The 15,491-nt window shown below is 73.2% G+C and carries 10 protein-coding genes and 2 pseudogenes; 3 read left to right on the top strand and 9 right to left on the bottom strand.

The genetic code is table 11. The features are described 5' to 3' along the window. Positions 1 to 236: 236 nt before the first annotated feature. Positions 237 to 1,595, bottom strand: a complete 1,359-nt coding sequence (locus tag ACZ4O3_RS17610; protein ID WP_362729987.1) for an NAD(P)/FAD-dependent oxidoreductase — start codon at positions 1,593 to 1,595, stop codon at positions 237 to 239. Positions 1,596 to 1,755: 160 nt separating this feature from the next. After that, a complete protein-coding gene (locus tag ACZ4O3_RS17605; RefSeq protein ID WP_467722836.1) occupies positions 1,756 to 2,649 on the bottom strand; it encodes a TIGR01777 family oxidoreductase in 894 nt (297 codons plus the stop codon). Positions 2,650 to 2,721: 72 nt separating this feature from the next. On the opposite strand from ACZ4O3_RS17605, the gene ACZ4O3_RS17600 reads away from it, so the two are divergent. Next, on the top strand, positions 2,722 to 3,210 hold the full coding sequence (locus ACZ4O3_RS17600) for a GNAT family N-acetyltransferase (RefSeq protein ID WP_467722834.1): 489 nt from the start codon (positions 2,722 to 2,724) through the stop codon (positions 3,208 to 3,210). A gap of 3 nt (positions 3,211 to 3,213) precedes the next feature. On the opposite strand, the gene ACZ4O3_RS17595 is transcribed toward ACZ4O3_RS17600, so the two are convergent. Continuing rightward, entirely contained in the window at positions 3,214 to 4,398 is a 1,185-nt protein-coding gene (locus ACZ4O3_RS17595) for a MarP family serine protease (RefSeq protein ID WP_467722832.1), read from the bottom strand. A 191-nt stretch (positions 4,399 to 4,589) separates the two neighbouring features. Between ACZ4O3_RS17595 and ACZ4O3_RS17590 the strand changes: the two are divergent. Next, a pseudogene (locus ACZ4O3_RS17590) lies at positions 4,590 to 5,372 on the top strand (peptidoglycan recognition protein family protein); the annotation flags it as partial. A gap of 446 nt (positions 5,373 to 5,818) precedes the next feature. After that, a pseudogene (locus tag ACZ4O3_RS17585) lies at positions 5,819 to 6,031 on the top strand (hypothetical protein); the annotation flags it as partial. Between the two features lie 6 nt (positions 6,032 to 6,037). On the opposite strand, the gene ACZ4O3_RS17580 reads toward ACZ4O3_RS17585, so the two are convergent. The 6 genes from ACZ4O3_RS17580 to lpdA form a co-directional block, all read right to left on the bottom strand. After that, a complete protein-coding gene (locus tag ACZ4O3_RS17580; protein WP_467722861.1) occupies positions 6,038 to 6,556 on the bottom strand; it encodes a DUF4240 domain-containing protein in 519 nt (172 codons plus the stop codon). A gap of 56 nt (positions 6,557 to 6,612) precedes the next feature. Next, the gene (locus ACZ4O3_RS17575) at positions 6,613 to 7,602 is read right to left on the bottom strand and encodes a helix-turn-helix transcriptional regulator (RefSeq protein WP_467722830.1); all 990 of its coding nucleotides are present in this window, start codon (positions 7,600 to 7,602) and stop codon (positions 6,613 to 6,615) included. Positions 7,603 to 7,703: 101 nt separating this feature from the next. Beyond that, positions 7,704 to 10,406, bottom strand: coding sequence for a pyruvate dehydrogenase (acetyl-transferring), homodimeric type (gene aceE / locus ACZ4O3_RS17570; protein WP_467722829.1), 2,703 nt, complete (start codon positions 10,404 to 10,406; stop codon positions 7,704 to 7,706). A 511-nt stretch (positions 10,407 to 10,917) separates the two neighbouring features. Then, a complete protein-coding gene (locus ACZ4O3_RS17565; protein ID WP_384989711.1) occupies positions 10,918 to 11,541 on the bottom strand; it encodes a GntR family transcriptional regulator in 624 nt (207 codons plus the stop codon). Positions 11,542 to 12,036: 495 nt separating this feature from the next. Then, positions 12,037 to 13,848: a 2-oxoglutarate dehydrogenase, E2 component, dihydrolipoamide succinyltransferase gene (gene sucB / locus ACZ4O3_RS17560; RefSeq protein ID WP_467722827.1), complete on the bottom strand. Its 1,812-nt coding sequence runs from the start codon at positions 13,846 to 13,848 to the stop codon at positions 12,037 to 12,039. A 60-nt stretch (positions 13,849 to 13,908) separates the two neighbouring features. Further along, complete coding sequence (gene lpdA, locus ACZ4O3_RS17555) at positions 13,909 to 15,297, bottom strand: dihydrolipoyl dehydrogenase (protein ID WP_362717402.1); 1,389 nt, start codon at positions 15,295 to 15,297, stop codon at positions 13,909 to 13,911. Positions 15,298 to 15,491 lie beyond the last annotated feature (194 nt).

Raw genomic sequence — 15,491 nt, 5'->3', positions numbered from 1 at the left:
CGCCGGGCGGCCCGGCGTGGCGGTGATCGGTCACGCCGGTTCCGGTCCGTCGCCGGGTGTGGCGCCGTCGTGGCCGGTCGCAGTTCCCCGCGCCCTTGAAGGGGCGCGTCTGTGCCGCCCGGTGCTGCGCCGGGCGGCCCGGCGTGGCGGTGATCGGTCACGCCGGTTCCGGTCCGTCGCCGGGTGTGGCGCCGTCGTGGCCGGTCGCAGTTCCCCGCGCCCCTGAAGGGGCGCGTCTATGCCGCCCGGTGCTGCGCCGGCTCCGCGCTGTGCAGCGAACCGGACACGCCGAGGTCCGTCAGGATCGCCGCCGTCGCCCGATGGGCCGAGTGCAGCGCTCCCTGGACCGTGCTGGTGTCCCGGTGGTCACCGCAGACGTAGAGGCCGGCCAGGAGGCGGACCGGGCGGCGGAGGTCGTGCGGGGGACGCATCGCCGGGATCGCCTCCGGCGTGTGGTGCACGGCCAGGGTCTCCCAGCGGTGCGTGGACGTGCCGTAGAGCCGGGCCAGGTGCATCCGGACCGCCGTGTCGACGTCGGCGGGCGGCGGGCCGAGGACCGTCGAGGAGATCAGGGCGCGGCCCTGCGGAGCCCGGCTCGGGTCGACCACGCTGACGGCGCAGGTGTGGGAGACCGGCCCGCTCCGGTCGGCGTCGAGGAGGAGCGACGCCCCCGTGGTGAGCGCGGCCGGCTCGTCGGTCGTGTGGTGGACCACCGTCACCTGGTGGAAGTCCGGGACGCGCAGACCGGGCAGCAGCCCGGCCGCGGCCCGTGCGTCGGTCGCCAGCAGTACCGCCCGGCAGCGGATCTCGCCGTGTTCGGCGGTCGTCACGGACGTCGTCGAGACCGCGGTGACCCGTACGCCCGTGTGGACCGTGCCCGGCGGGAGAGCGCGGGCGAGGAGCTCGGGAAGGACCTCGGCGCCGCCCTCCGGCACGCACAGCCGCCCGCTCGCGAAGGATCGCAGAGCCAGATCCGCGCACCGGCTGGACGTCGCCAGCTCCGGATCGCAGAGCAGGGCCGCGAGCAGCGGGCGCAGAAAGCCCTCGACCGTACGGGCGGGTACCCCGCGCTCGGCGAGGGCGTGCGCGGCCGGGAGCTCGGGGCGGGCGAGGATGCGTTCCACCGGGGTCGCGGCGATCCGCCCCAGCGCCGCGCCGAGCCGTGCCTGGTCGACGGCGCCGCCCATCGGTGCGGTCACGCGCGTCGGCGACACGGCCGAGGCACCTCTGGGGGCGCTTGCCAGGGCGCGTACCGCATACAGTGCGCCCCTCGCGCTCCCGCCGCCCGCCGGAGCGCCGGCCCGGTGCCTGCGCCCGTCGCGATGCAGCAGTACACCGGGCGCGAACCGGCGCAGAACCAGGGCGTCCAGTCCCGGTGTCAGCCGTAGCTCCGGATAGGACGTGGACAGGAGCTGCCCGATCCGGTCGAGCCGGAAGCCGTCGACCTTCTCGGTCGACATACGTCCGCCGACGTAGGGGGCGGCCTCCAGGACCGCGGTCGTTACTCCTGCGCTGTTCAGCCGATGAGCCGCGGAGAGACCGGCGATGCCGGCTCCCACGATGACGACGTCCGCCTGGTACGCGGGCTCATGCACGAGGCCCCTCCTCGATTGCGCGTCCGGTGGAGACGTGATGCCCCCAACAGGCTCCGGGGATACCCGAGTTCGGGTCGAGGTTAGGACGGCGATCGGTCAAGGACAGTCGCGCATGAACAGGGCACGGTCGCACACCGGTCGCATACGGTCACGCGGGTGGTCAGGCCGCGCGGATCGCGTCCTCGATGCCCGGGAACGCGAAGGTGAACCCCGACTCCAGCAGCCGCTTGGGCACCACGCGTTGACTGCCCAGCACGTCCCCGGCGAACTCGCCGAGCGCCAGCCGCAGCGCCGCCGCGGGGACCGGGAAGAGGGCCGGACGGTTCAGCACCCGGGCCATCGCCGCGGTGATCTCACGGTTCGTCAGGGGGTCCGGCGCGGTGAGGTTGAACGGCCCCTCCAGGCCCTCGGTGTCCATCAGGAACCTGATCGCGGCCACCTCGTCGTGCAGCGCGATGAACGACCAGTACTGCCGGCCGTCCCCCAGCCGGCCGCCGAGTCCCGCGTTGAACAGCGGGAACAGCCGGCCCCAGGCTCCGCCGCCGCGGGCCACCACCAGGCCCGTGCGGACGAACACCGTCCGGACACCGGCCTCCCGCGCCGGGGCCGCCGCCTGCTCCCACTCCACGCACAGCGACGGCAGGAACCCGTTGCCGGGCGGCGCGTCCTCGTCGACGGCCCGGTCGCCCGTGTCGCCGTAGAAACCCGTCGCGCTGCCGCTCACGAACACCCGTGGCGGCTCGTCCAGGGCGGCCACGGCCTCCGCGAGCGCGGCCGTGCCGCGAACCCGGCTGTCCCGGATCTGCCGCTTGTAGGCGTCCGTCCAGCGCCGGTCGCCGATCCCGGCCCCGGCGAGGTTCACCACCGCGTCACAGCCGGCCAGCCCGGCCGTGTCCACGTACTGCCCCTCCGGGTCCCAGCAGACCTCACCGGCGCCGTGGGACGCGCGCCGCACCAGGCGCACCACCTCGTGGCCGTCCGCCCGCAGGGACCGCACCAGGGCGTTGCCGATCAGACCGGACGCGCCGGCCACCGCGATACGAGAGCGTTCCATGGGGTCCAGCATGCCGGGAGCGGCGCCGGAAATCGCCGGGGAACCGGGTGTCGCCGGACTTAGGGTGACCACATGCCGGAACCGTACATACGCACCGCCCTGCCCGACGACGACCAGGAGCTGTGCGAGCTGGACCGCGCCACCTGGTCGTACCAGCACGCCGTCCTGCCCGAGCCGCAGCCGCCGTACGACCCCTTCTTCGACGAGCGTCACGCCCCCGAGGACACCCTGGTAGCCGAGCTCGACCGGCGCATCGTCGGCTACGTCCGCCTCGGTTTCGCCTACAAGGTCGCCTCCAACGCGCACGTACGCCAGATCCAGGGCCTCGCGGTGGCCGAGGAGGCCCGTGGCCGGGGAGTCGCCCGGGCGCTGCTGCGGGCGGTCATGGAGGAGGCCCGCCGCCGTGGCGCCCGCCGCATCAGGCTGGGCGTCCTCGGGCACAACGGCCCGGCGCGCAGGCTCTACGAGTCGGAGGGCTTCGCCGTCGAGGGCGTGCTGCCGGGGGAGTTCCTGCTGGGCGGCGAGTACGTCGACGACGTGATCATGGGCCGGGCGCTGTGACGGTCAGGACGTGATCAGCTCGCCGGTGTCCACCGGCGCCGTGGCGTGCGCCGCGCGGGTGGCGTCCGAGGCCACCTCACCGGCGGTCAGGACGTACCCCGTCTCGTCGTCCGACGTGGAGCGGGCGAACACCACGCCGTACACCTTGCCGCCGGTGGTCAGCAGCGGGCCGCCCGAGTTGCCGGGGCGGACCGTCGAGCGGACCGAGTAGATCTCGCGGGTCACCGTGGCGTCGTTGTAGATGTTCCGGCCGGTGGCCGGCACCTTGGCGGCCACCGTGGCCGCCTGCAGGTTCAGGTCGCCGTCCTGCGGATAGCCGGCCACCACCGCCGAGTCGCCACGCACCGCACCGGTGTCGAACCCCAGCACCGGCGCGCGCAGCTGCGGCACGTACAGCACGGCCACGTCCCGGTCCGGGTCGAAGAGCACGACCTGCGCCTCGTACGACGCCCCGACCCCGCCGACCCGCACGCTCGGGTCGGTGATGCCGGCCACCACGTGGGCGTTGGTCATCACGTGCTCCGGCGCGTACACGAACCCGCTGCCCTCACGGCCCTGGCTGCCCGAGACACCCTCGATCTTGACCGTGCTGCGCTTGGCCGCCTCGGTCGCGGCCCTGGTGACACTGTCGCCCGTCGGCTTGGCGACCCGGGCCGTCGACTCGTTCTCGAACGGGTTGAAGACCTGCGGGAAGCCCGCCTCCGTGAGTGCCGAGGTGGCCCGCGAGAACCAGGCGGGCGTGGTGTCCGGCATGGTGTTCTGCACCGCGCCGAGCAGCTTGGAGTCCTGGATCGCCGTCGTCACCGCCGGCGACGAGGACGCGCCGAGCACGCTCGCCGCCACCCAGGCCACGATCAGCACCGCCACCGAGTTGGCCGCCGCCCCGCCGATCCCGTCGGCCACCCGCAGCGGCCCCTGGTCCAGCTCGCGGCGCAGGCGCAGCGCCAGGCGCCCGGCCAGCTCGTGCCCGACCACCCCGGGCACCAGCACCGTCAGCACCGCGACCACCGTCGCCGTCGCCGTGCCCCGGGTGACCAGCTCCATCACCCACGGCAGCACCCACACGCCGATGACCGCGCCGCCCACGAACCCGGCCAGCGAGACGCAGCCGGCCACCAGCCCGCGCCGGTAGCCCGACGCCGCGTAGACGAGGACCACCAGTACGAGCACCAGGTCGAGCAGGTCCACGGAGCCGCCTTTCTCTCGGTGCCCTTAGTTACGGTCGGGACAGGTCCGGTGATCAGTCGACACGCACGGGAAGCCCGAGAACCGGCCACGCGTGCGTGTACCCACTGAAACGCCTCGGACCAGGACGTTGGTTCCACCAGGTGGCACAGCACACATCGCGGGCGAAGTGGATCAACCCGAGAGTGGATGCCATGCGTGTCTTCCCCAGAGCAGGGCGGCGCACCAGAATCACCGCCCTGACGCTGCTCGGCTGCCTGCCCGGCCTCGCGGCCGCCCTCGTGCTGGTGCTGTACCCCCCGGACCCCGACCACGCCGTCGTCGTCCACCTGGCCGCGCCCGCCCCGGCCAGCCCCGACGGCCGTTTCCGGGCGCCCCGGCCGGCCATCGTGCCGCGCTCGGCCTGGCTGGACGCCACCGTCCGCCGCACCCAGCCGCCACCGCGCTACGACGACAGGGTGGTCGCCGTCTTCGTGCACCACACCGACTCGCCCAACGGCTACCCCTGCGCCTCGGCGCCCGAGATCATCCGCCGCCTCTACAGCGGCCAGACCGGCGACCGGGCATGGGACGACATCGGCTACAACTTCATCGTGGACCGCTGCGGCACCATCTACGAGGGCCGCGCGGGCGGCACCGAACGCGCGGTCGTCGGCGCGCACACCCAGGGCTTCAACCACCGCACCGCCGGTATCGCCGCCCTGGGCACCTTCACCGCCGGGGTGCCCGTGCCGCGCGCCCTGACCGACTCGATCGCCGCCGTCGCCGCCTGGAAGCTCGGCCTGTCCGACGTCGACCCGCGCACCAGTGCCCGGCTGGTCTCCAGCAACGGGCTCAGCCGCTACCGGCGGGGCACCGTCGTCGCCCTGCCCGCGGTGGCCGGCCACCAGGACGGGTACAGGACCAACTGCCCCGGCGCCGCCCTCACCGCCCGCCTCCCCGAGATCAGGGAGGCGGCGGCGCGGCTCCAGGGCAGGGTGTCGCCGGCCGCCCCCACCGCCCTGCCGACGGGACCGCCCGCGGTGACCCCGGCCGGACCGGTCATCGCGACTCCGACGGGACCGCCCACCGCACCCCCGGCCGGACAGCCCACCGCGACCCCGCCGCGGCTCCCCGGGACGACCCCCGCCGGACCGCCCACCGCGACCCCGCCGGGCACACCCGCCGCGACCCCGCCGGGCACACCCGCCGCGACCCCGCCGGGCACACCCGCCGCGACCCCGCCGGGCACACCCGCGGCGACACCGGCCGGGCCGCCCGCGGCACCCCTCCCGGGCCCCCTCGAAGCACGCCTCGAGCCCCTGAGAACACCCGTGGCGGCATCCGTGCCGGCGTCCACAGGAACGCCGTAGGCGGCACGCGGGCGTTCCGATCCCCGCGTCCCAACGTCACGGACAACACAGGACGACCGGAGGCGGGGATCGTGAACAGCACCAGGGGGAGCACGGCTAAGGACGGTTGGGTCAGGTCCGCGCGCGGCCCCTGGACGGGGATCTGCGCGGTCGCGACGGTCGTCCTCGGGCCGGCCGCGGTCACCGCGTCCGCCCTCGGCCAGGCCAACGCGGCGCCGATGCGCCACGCGGTCAGGGCCGGGCAGGCGTACATCCCCTCGGACGTCACCCGCCGCCGCACGGCCTGGCGCTCACTCCTTGAAGCGGTTCCAGAGCCTGGGGAACCGTTCCGCGAGCGCCCGCTCGTTCTCGAAGTCGACCGGGCTGCCCTCCGGTTCGGAAGGGGCGGGGGCGATGCCCAGGTCCGGAGCCACGGTCCCGGTGAGCTGCTCGTACGCCTCGTCCGCCGCGTACCCCAGTTCCTCGCCGTCGCCGTCGACCTCCTCGTCGAAGTCGCCCAGCAACTCCGCCAGCCCGTCGGGGTCGTGCAGGGCGCCCTCGAACACCTCCCGGCCCTGGCCGATCAGCCAGCACCGGAAGAAGTCGAACGCGTCGTCGCTGGCCCCGTCGAGCAGCACCCACGCGGCGCCCCACAGGTCCCAGCTGTAGGCGCGGTTGTAGCGGGCCTCGAAGTGACGGGCGAAGTCCAGCACCATGTCCGGGTCCAGCTGGAGCAGCCGGTCCACGAGCAGGTCCGCCTGGTCCTCGGGATCGCCCCCGGCGGCCTCGCGGGTGCGGTCGACCAGCTCCCAGAACTCCGTCTCGTCCATCACGGGTCCAGCATCGTGCCTGTGCGCCGGGGGCGCACGCGGAGTGGTGCGGATTGTTATCCGCCGTCCTCCGCCGGCGGGTACAGCGCCGCCAGGCGCCGCGCGTCCGCCGCGAAACGTGCCCGTAGCCCCGGTGGCGCGAGCACCTCCGCCTCCGGCCCGAGCGCGGTCAGCTGCCCGTGCGCGACGTCCTCGCTCTCCACCGGCAGGGTCACCGTCACCCACCCCCGCGCGTCCGGGGCACCGGCGTCGGCGAGCGCCTGCCGCGCGGTCACCGGATCGACGGCGTACGGCAGTCTGCGCAGCCCGACCGCCGACAGCCGCACCACCACCTCCGCATGCAGGATCGACCGCGCGAACTGCTCCGCCCGCCGGTCCCAGAACCCCGGCAGATCGAACTCCTCGTCCCGCGCGAACCGCTCCGCACCGGCCTCGACCGAGGTGAACCGGTCGATCCGGTACACCCGGTAGGAACCGGTCTCGGTGACCCGCGCGCACAGGTACCAGACACCGGCCTTCAGCACGAGCCCGTACGGCTCCAGCTCCCGCCGTACCTCCGACTCACCGCGCCGGTAGTGCGCGACCACCCGCCGGTCGTCCCACACCGCGTCGGCGACGGCCGGCAGCAGCGCGGGCGTCCCGGGCTCCGCGAACCAGCCCGGCGCGTCCAGGTGGAACCGCTGGGCCGCGGTCCGGGACGCGTCGCGCAGCGAGGGCATCAGCGCGGCGGACACCTTCAGCCGGGCGGCACTGGCGGCGTCCGCCAGCCCCATCTCCCGCAGCGCACCGGGCACCCCGCTCAGGAACAGCGCCTCGGCCTCGCTGCGCCCCAGCCCCGTCAGCCCCGTCCGGTACCCGCCGAGCAGGCGGTACCCGCCCGTCCGGCCGCGGTCCGCGTACACCGGCACCCCGGCCTCCGACAGGGCCTGCGCGTCCCGCATCACGGTCCGCTCGGACACCTCCAGCTCGGCGGCCAGTTCACCGGCGGTCATGGCGGTCCGGGACTGGAGCAGAAGCACCATTCTGATGAGACGGGCGGCGCGCATGACTTCATGATGCCGGGGTGCGCCCGCAACGACGGGGCAGGGACGACGAAGGGGTACGGCGGCGGCCGTACCCCTTCCCCTGCACCGGACCTCGGTGGTGCCTACAGCCCGTACTTCTCCCGGGCCTCCTTCACCGCCGTCGCCTTGACCTCGCCGCGCCTGGCCAGCTGGGCCAGGGCCGCGACGACGACCGACTCGGCGTCGACGCCGAAGTGGCGGCGGGCCGCGTCCCGGGTGTCGGAGAGGCCGAAGCCGTCGGCGCCCAGCGAGGAGTAGTCCTGCTCGACCCACTGCGCGATCTGGTCGGGTACCTGGCGCATGTAGTCGGAGACGGCAAGCACCGGGCCCTCGGCACCCTGCAGGGCCTGACGGACGTACGGCATCCGCTCCTCGCCGCGCAGCAGGGCCGCGTCCGCCTCCATGGCGTCACGGCGCAGCTCCGTCCAGGAGGTCGCGGACCAGGCGTCGGCCGCCACGCCCCACTCCTCGGCGAGCAGCCGCTGCGCCTTCAGCGCCCAGTGGATCGCCGTGCCGGAGCCGAGCAGCTGGATGCGCGGGGCGTTCGCCACCACCGTGAGCCCGGCCGACTCCGCCGTGTTGAAGCGGTACAGGCCCTTGACGATGCCCTCGTCGACGCCGGGCCCGGCCGGCTTCGCGGGCTGCGGCAGCGGCTCGTTGTAGACGGTCAGGTAGTAGAAGACGTTCGGGTCCTCGCCCTGGGCCGGCTCGCCGTACATGCGGCGCAGACCGTCCTTGACGATCGCCGCGATCTCGTAGGCGAACGCCGGGTCGTACGACAGCGCGGCCGGGTTGGTCGCGGCGATCACCGGGGAGTGGCCGTCGGCGTGCTGGAGGCCCTCGCCCGTCAGGGTCGTGCGGCCGGCGGTCGCGCCGACCAGGAAGCCGCGGCCGAGCTGGTCGCCGAGCTGCCACATCTGGTCGGCGGTGCGCTGCCAGCCGAACATCGAGTAGAAGATGTAGAACGGGATCATCGCCTCGCCGTGCGTGGCGTACGCGGTGGACGCGGCGATGAAGTCGGCCATCGAACCGGCCTCGGTGATCCCCTCGTTGAGGATCTGGCCGTTCTTGGCCTCCTTGTAGTACATCAGCTGGTCGCGGTCGACCGGCTCGTACGTCTGGCCCTTGGGCGAGTAGATCCCGAGGGACGGGAACAGGCTCTCCATGCCGAAGGTGCGCGCCTCGTCGGGGACGATCGGCACCCAGCGGCGGCCGGTCTCCTTGTCGCGGACCAGGTCCTTGACGAGCCGGACGAAGGCCATCGTGGTCGCCAGGTTCTGCGAGCCGGAGCCCTTGTCGAAGGAGGCGAAGGCCTTGTCGGCGGGGGCCGGCAGCGGGGCCAGGGCGTGCGTACGGCGGGCGGGGGCCGGGCCGCCGAGGGCCGCGCGGCGCTCCTGGAGGTAGCGCACCTCGGGGGAGTCGGTACCGGGGTGGCCGTAGGGCACCTGGCCGTCGGCGAAGGCGCTGTCCGCGATGGGCAGTTCGAGCAGGTCGCGCATCGTCTTGAACTCGTCCACCGTCAGCTTCTTCATCTGGTGGTTGGCGTTCTTCGACGCGAAGCCGCTGCCGAGGGTGTGGCCCTTGACGGTCTGGGCGAGGATCACGGTCGGGCCGCCCTTGTGGGCGAGCGCCGCCCTGTAGGCCGCGTACACCTTGCGGGCCTCGTGACCACCACGGGAGAAGTGGAAGCACTCGGTGATCTTGTCGTCGCTCAGCAGCTTCGCCATCTCGGCGAGCGCCGGGTCCTTGCCGAAGAAGTCGGCGCGGATGTAGGCGGCGTCCCGGGTCTGGTACGTCTGTACCTGGGCGTCCGGTACCTCGCGCAGGCGTCGTACCAGCGCGCCGGTGGTGTCGAGCGCGAACAGCTCGTCCCAGGCGCTGCCCCACAGCGACTTCACGACGTTCCAGCCGGCGCCGCGGAACTGGGCCTCCAGCTCCTGCACGATCTTGAAGTTGGCGCGTACCGGGCCGTCGAGGCGCTGCAGGTTGCAGTTGATGACGAAGGTCAGGTTGTCCAGGCCCTCGCGGGAGGCGAGTGCGAGGGCGGCCGTGGACTCCGGCTCGTCCATCTCGCCGTCACCGAGGAACGCCCACACGTGCGAGGACGAGACGTCCTTGATGCCGCGCGCGGTCAGGTACCGGTTGAAGCGGGCCTGGTAGATCGCCGAGAGCGGGCCGAGGCCCATGCTCACCGTCGGGAACTCCCACAGCCAGGGCAGGCGGCGGGGGTGCGGGTAGGACGGGAGGCCGTTGCCGCCGGCCTCCTGGCGGAAGTTGTCGAGCTGCGCCTCGGTCAGGCGGCCGTCGAGGAAGGCGCGGGCGTAGATGCCGGGGGAGGCGTGCCCCTGGATGTAGAGCTGGTCACCGCTGCCATCGCCCTCCTTGCCCTTGAAGAAGTGGTTGAAGCCGGTCTCGTAGAGCCAGGCCGCGGAGGCGAAGGTCGCGATGTGGCCGCCGACGCCGTGCTTGCTGCCCCGGGTGACCATCGCGGCCGCGTTCCAGCGGTTCCACGCGGTGATCCTCTGCTCCATCTCCTCGTCGCCGGGGATCGCTGCCTCGGTGGCGGTGGGGATGGTGTTGACGTAGTCGGTCTCGAGGAGCTTCGGCAGCGCGATGCCGCCCGCTTCGGCGCGCTCCAGCGTACGGCGCATCAGGTATGCGGCGCGGTGCGGCCCGGCCTCCCTGGCCACGGCGTCCAGAGAGGCCTGCCATTCGGCGGTCTCCTCCGGATCCCGGTCCGGGAGCTGGTCGAGCGCGCTCGGCTGGATGGCGTTGGAGTCGGTCATGACGCCGCCTTCCTCAGTCGAAGGGGGTTCCCTCATCGGTAAGGGTTCAGGGGTTGCCCTTGGTCTTTGGCAGGACAGGGCGGCGGGCCCGGGTGCGGGCCCGTCGGTGACAATAACTCCCTGATCGATGATCGATCAAAGGGTTCAGGGCAAAACTTCTCGATTTGAAGAAAGTCGGCACGCGGTGCCTTCGCCAATGGCACCGGGTGACGTGATCGGATCGGCGTTTACGCAGGTGAGGCGGTGTGTGAGCGGGGGGACGCTCTTGTGCGGGGAGAGGCGTTCGGCGGGCCTTCGCGGCCGTCGCGACGGTGACCGGCCGGGAGGGTGGTCTTCCGCGGTGCGGGGCGTTGCCGCGCGCCGTTGCGGGTGGTGGTCCGGTCGGGTGCGGCGTCGTCGCGCGGCCGGTCGCGCAGCCTCCCCCGGCCGACGGCCGGGGTCCCCCCCGTGCGCCCGAGCGGCGTTCTCGGCCCGCGCCGGCGGTCTTCGGCGGAGCCGGGCCCGCCGCGGGTCACGGCCTCGGCGCGCAGCCCAGGACGTGGGCCTTCACGATCTCGGCGATCCGCGGGTCGCGGCGCTGGAACGCGGCCACCAGTTCCTGGTGCTCCTCGGCGTACGACTGCTGGACCGTTCCCAGCCAGCGGATCGACAGCGCCGTGAACACCTCGATGCCCAGGCCTTCCCAGGTGTGCAGCAGCACCGAGTTCCCGGCCGCACGGACCAGCTCGCGGTGGAAGCCGACCGTGTGGCGGACCTGTGCCGTGCCGTCGGTGTTCCGATCGGCCTCGTACAACGCCGTGACGTGCGGTTCGAGCGCCGAGCAGTCCGACGCCAGCCGTTCCGCCGCCAGCTCCGCGGCGATCGCCTCCAGCCCGGCCCGCACCGGGTAGCTCTCCTCCAGGTCGGCCGCCGTCAGGTTCCGCACCCGCACGCCCTTGTTGGGCGCGGACTCGATCAGCCGCAGCGACTCCAGCTCCCGCAGCGCCTCCCGCACCGGCGTCTGGCTGACCTCCAGCTCGGTGGCGATCCGCCGCTCCACGATCCGCTCGCCCGGCTTCCAGCGCCCGCTGACGATTCCCTCCACGATGTGCTCGCGGATCTGTTCGCGCAGCGAGTGGACGACGGGCGCGGTCATGGGAGCTCCTTAAGGGCGTTGACGTTTAGACAATACGGCCGGACCGCCTCTCGGGAGAGGCGCACGGGGGCGCTTTCGTGCAGGTGAGATGAGACTTACACGCTGCCCAGCCGGACGGGATCCGTAAAGCCCCGTACCGGAGCCGCCGCGGAGCCGTGACCACCTCCTCACCCGCGCAACCCTGCGGTGGGAGGGGCTCCGCCGGGGCGGTCCCCGGCACGGGAGGAGCGTCGTGACCACCGGGCCGGGGACCGGCGGGCGCGGGACCGCACGGCGGCAGGGCCGGGACGGCGCGCAGGATCGCCGCTGCGGTCCGCGGGGCGGGGCTTCCGCGGCGCCGGCACGGACCGCCGGGCGTGACGGGGCCGTGGGGAATCCGGGCGACCGGCTTGGCACCCCGCCGAGGTGCCGACCGCTCCGCGGCGCCCGGGTGATACGACGGTGCCCCGCCCGGAGCAGCAGCTCCGGACGGGGCACCGAGGGACCCTTGGCGGATCAGAGACCGAGCTCGACCTCGAACTCGCCGGCCTCCAGGATCGCCTTGACGGCCGTCAGGTAGCGGGCCGCGTCGGCGCCGTCCACCAGGCGGTGGTCGTAGGACAGGGTCAGGTACGTCATGTCGCGGACGCCGATGACCGTGCCCTCCTCCGTCTCGATGACGGCCGGACGCTTGACCGTGGCACCGATGCCGAGGATCGCGACCTGGTTCGGCGGCACGATGATCGTGTCGAACAGCGCGCCGCGCGAGCCGGTGTTGGAGATGGTGAAGGTCGCGCCGGACAGCTCGTCCGGGGTGATCTTGTTGGCGCGGACCTTGCCGGCCAGGTCGGCCGTGGCCTTGGCGATGCCGGCGATGTTGAGGTCGCCCGCGTGCTTGATGACCGGGGTCATCAGGCCCTTCTCCGAGTCCACCGCGATACCGACGCTCTCGGTGTCGAAGTAGGTGATCGTGCCCTCTTCCACGTTGATCCGGGCGTTGATGGCCGGGTGGGCCTTCAGCGCCTGGGCCGCCGCCTTGACGAAGAACGGCATCGGGGAGAGCTTGACGCCCTCGCGCGCGGCGAAGGAGTCCTTGGCCTGGGCGCGCAGGCGCATCAGGCGGGTCACGTCGACTTCGACCACCGAGGACAGCTGGGCCTGCTCGTGCAGGGCCTTGACCATGTTGTCGCCGATGACCTTGCGGATGCGGGGCATCTTGACGGTCTGGCCACGGAGCGGGGAGACCTCCAGCCTGGGGGTCTTCTTCGCGCCGGCTGCCGGAGCGGCGGCGGCCGAGGGGGCCGGAGCGGCCGCGGCGGTCTTGGCGGCCTCCGCGGCGGCGAGCACGTCCTGCTTGCGGATACGCCCGCCGACGCCGGTGCCCTTGACGGAGCCCAGGTCGACGCCGTTCTCGGCGGCGAGCTTGCGCACCAGCGGGGTGACGTAGGCGCCCTCGTCGACCGCGGAGGCCGGAGCCGGAGCCGGGGCCGGGGTGACCGGGGCCGGGGCGGCCGGCGCGGGGGCCGGGGCGGCCGGAGCCGGGGCGGCGGCGACCGGGGCGGGCGCCGGAGCCGGAGCCGGAGCGGCCGGGGCGGGCGCCGGAGCGGGCGCCGGAGCCGGAGCCGGAGCCGGAGCCGGAGCGGGGGCAGCGGCGGCGGGCGCCGGGGCGGGCGCGGCCGGGGCGGGTGCCGGAGCGGCACCCGGGGCACCGATGACGGCGAGCTTGGCGCCGACCTCGGCGGTCTCGTCCTCGGCGACCACGATCTCCAGCAGCACACCGGCGACCGGCGCGGGGATCTCGGTGTCGACCTTGTCGGTGGAGACCTCGAGCAGCGGCTCGTCCTCGGCGACCTCGTCGCCGACCGACTTCAGCCAGCGGGTGACGGTGCCCTCGGTGACGGACTCGCCGAGCGCGGGCAGGACCACGTCCGTGCCCGAGGCGCCGCCGGCCGGTGCGGCCGGGGCGGCGGCGGGGGCCGGGGCGGCGGCCTCGGCCACCGGGGCCGGGGCAGCGGCCGGAGCCGGCGTCGGCTCGGCGGCGGGGGCCGGCTCGGCGGCCGGGGCCGGAGCGGCCGGGGCGGGCGCGCCGGTGCCGTCGTCGATGATCGCCAGTTCGGCGCCCACCTCGACGGTCTCGTCCTCGGCGACCTTGATCGAGGCGAGGACGCCCGAGGCGGGGGCCGGGATCTCGGTGTCGACCTTGTCGGTCGAGACCTCGAGCAGCGGCTCGTCGGCCTCGACGCGTTCACCCTCGGCCTTCAGCCAGCGGGTGACGGTGCCCTCGGTGACGCTCTCGCCGAGCGCCGGAAGGGTTACGGAAACCGCCATGGTTTCGGTTGCTCCTTACGAATTGCGGAAGTCTGAGTCGTCGCGTGTGTCGACCGAGGGTCAGTCGTGCGAGTGCAGCGGCTTGCCGGCCAGGGCCAGGTGCGCCTCGCCCATCGCTTCGTTCTGCGTCGGGTGGGCGTGGATGAGCTGGGCGACCTCGGCGGGCAGCGCCTCCCAGTTGTAGATCAGCTGGGCCTCGCCGACCTGCTCGCCCATGCGGTCGCCGACCATGTGGACGCCGACCACGGCACCGTCCTTCACCTGGACGAGCTTGATCTCGCCCGCGGTGTTGAGGATCTTGCTCTTGCCGTTGCCCGCCAGGTTGTACTTCAGGGCGACGACCTTGTCCGCGCCGTAGATCTCCTTGGCCTTGGCCTCGGTGATGCCCACGGAGGCGACCTCCGGGTGGCAGTACGTGACCCGGGGAACACCGTCGTAGTCGATCGGAACGGTCTTCAGACCGGCCAGCCGCTCCGCCACCAGGATGCCCTCGGCGAAGCCGACGTGCGCGAGCTGGAGCGTCGGGACCAGGTCACCGACGGCGGAGATGGTCGGGACGTTCGTCCGCATGTACTCGTCGACCAGGACGTAACCGCGGTCCATGGCGACACCCTGCTCCTCGTAGCCGAGGCCGGCCGAGACCGGGCCGCGGCCGACGGCGACGAGCAGGACCTCGGCCTCGAACTCCTTGCCGTCGGCGAGGGTGACCTTGACGCCGTCGGCGGTGTACTCGGCCTTCGAGAAGAAGGTGCCCAGGTTGAACTTGATGCCACGCTTGCGGAACGCGCGCTCAAGAAGCTTGGAGGAGTTCTCGTCCTCGACCGGGACGAGGTGCTTGAGGCCCTCGATGACGGTGACGTCGGCACCGAAGGACTTCCAGGCGGAGGCGAACTCGACGCCGATGACCCCGCCGCCCAGGATGATCGCGGACTTCGGCACGCGGTCCAGGACGAGGGCGTGGTCGGAGGAGATGATGCGGTTGCCGTCGATCTCCAGGCCGGGCAGCGACTTCGGCACGGAGCCGGTCGCGAGAAGCACGTGGCGGCCCTGGATGCGCTGGCCGTTCACGTCGACGGAGGTCGGGGAGGAGAGCTGTCCCGTGCCCTCGATGTACGTCACCTTGCGGGAGGCGATCAGACCCTGCAGGCCCTTGTACAGACCGGCGATCACGCCGTCCTTGTACTTGTGCACGGCCGGCACGTCGATGCCCTCGAAGGTGGCCTTGACACCGAACTGCTCGCTCTCGCGGGCCTGGTCGGCGATCTCGCCCGCGTGCAGCAGGGCCTTGGTGGGGATGCAACCCCGGTGCAGGCAGGTACCGCCGACCTTGTCCTTCTCGATCAGGGCGACGTCCAGGCCCAGCTGAGCCCCGCGCAGGGCCGCGGCGTAACCGCCACTACCACCGCCGAGGATCACTAGGTCGAAAACGGTGCTGGCGTCGTTCGCCACGTCACGTCCTCCATGCATGTGCGCCGTACGCCGGTCAACGGTGACCGCGCGGCGGCTGGTGTCCGGCCGCTCTTCTTCGGCCCTGTGGTGGGGGCCCTGTCCTGCCGAGCCCCATCTTCGCACTTGTCGGAGGCGAACGAGACGCCGGGCCTGGGTGTGAGACACCACACGCTCACCTGACGACGCCGTGAGGA

Source organism: Streptomyces sp. NPDC026515 (assembly GCF_055567595.1).
This window is presented reverse-complemented; position numbering and strand designations above follow the sequence as displayed.

Coding starts and splice junctions, on each gene's coding strand:
- ACZ4O3_RS17605 (WP_467722836.1), bottom strand. CDS start 2,649: ATGGAACGCTCTCGTATCGCGGTGGCCGGCGCGTCCGGTCTGATCGGC.
- ACZ4O3_RS17600 (WP_467722834.1), top strand. CDS start 2,722: ATGCCGGAACCGTACATACGCACCGCCCTGCCCGACGACGACCAGGAG.
- ACZ4O3_RS17580 (WP_467722861.1), bottom strand. CDS start 6,556: ATGGACGAGACGGAGTTCTGGGAGCTGGTCGACCGCACCCGCGAGGCC.
- ACZ4O3_RS17575 (WP_467722830.1), bottom strand. CDS start 7,602: ATGCGCGCCGCCCGTCTCATCAGAATGGTGCTTCTGCTCCAGTCCCGG.
- aceE (WP_467722829.1), bottom strand. CDS start 10,406: ATGACCGACTCCAACGCCATCCAGCCGAGCGCGCTCGACCAGCTCCCG.
- ACZ4O3_RS17565 (WP_384989711.1), bottom strand. CDS start 11,541: ATGACCGCGCCCGTCGTCCACTCGCTGCGCGAACAGATCCGCGAGCAC.
- sucB (WP_467722827.1), bottom strand. CDS start 13,848: ATGGCGGTTTCCGTAACCCTTCCGGCGCTCGGCGAGAGCGTCACCGAG.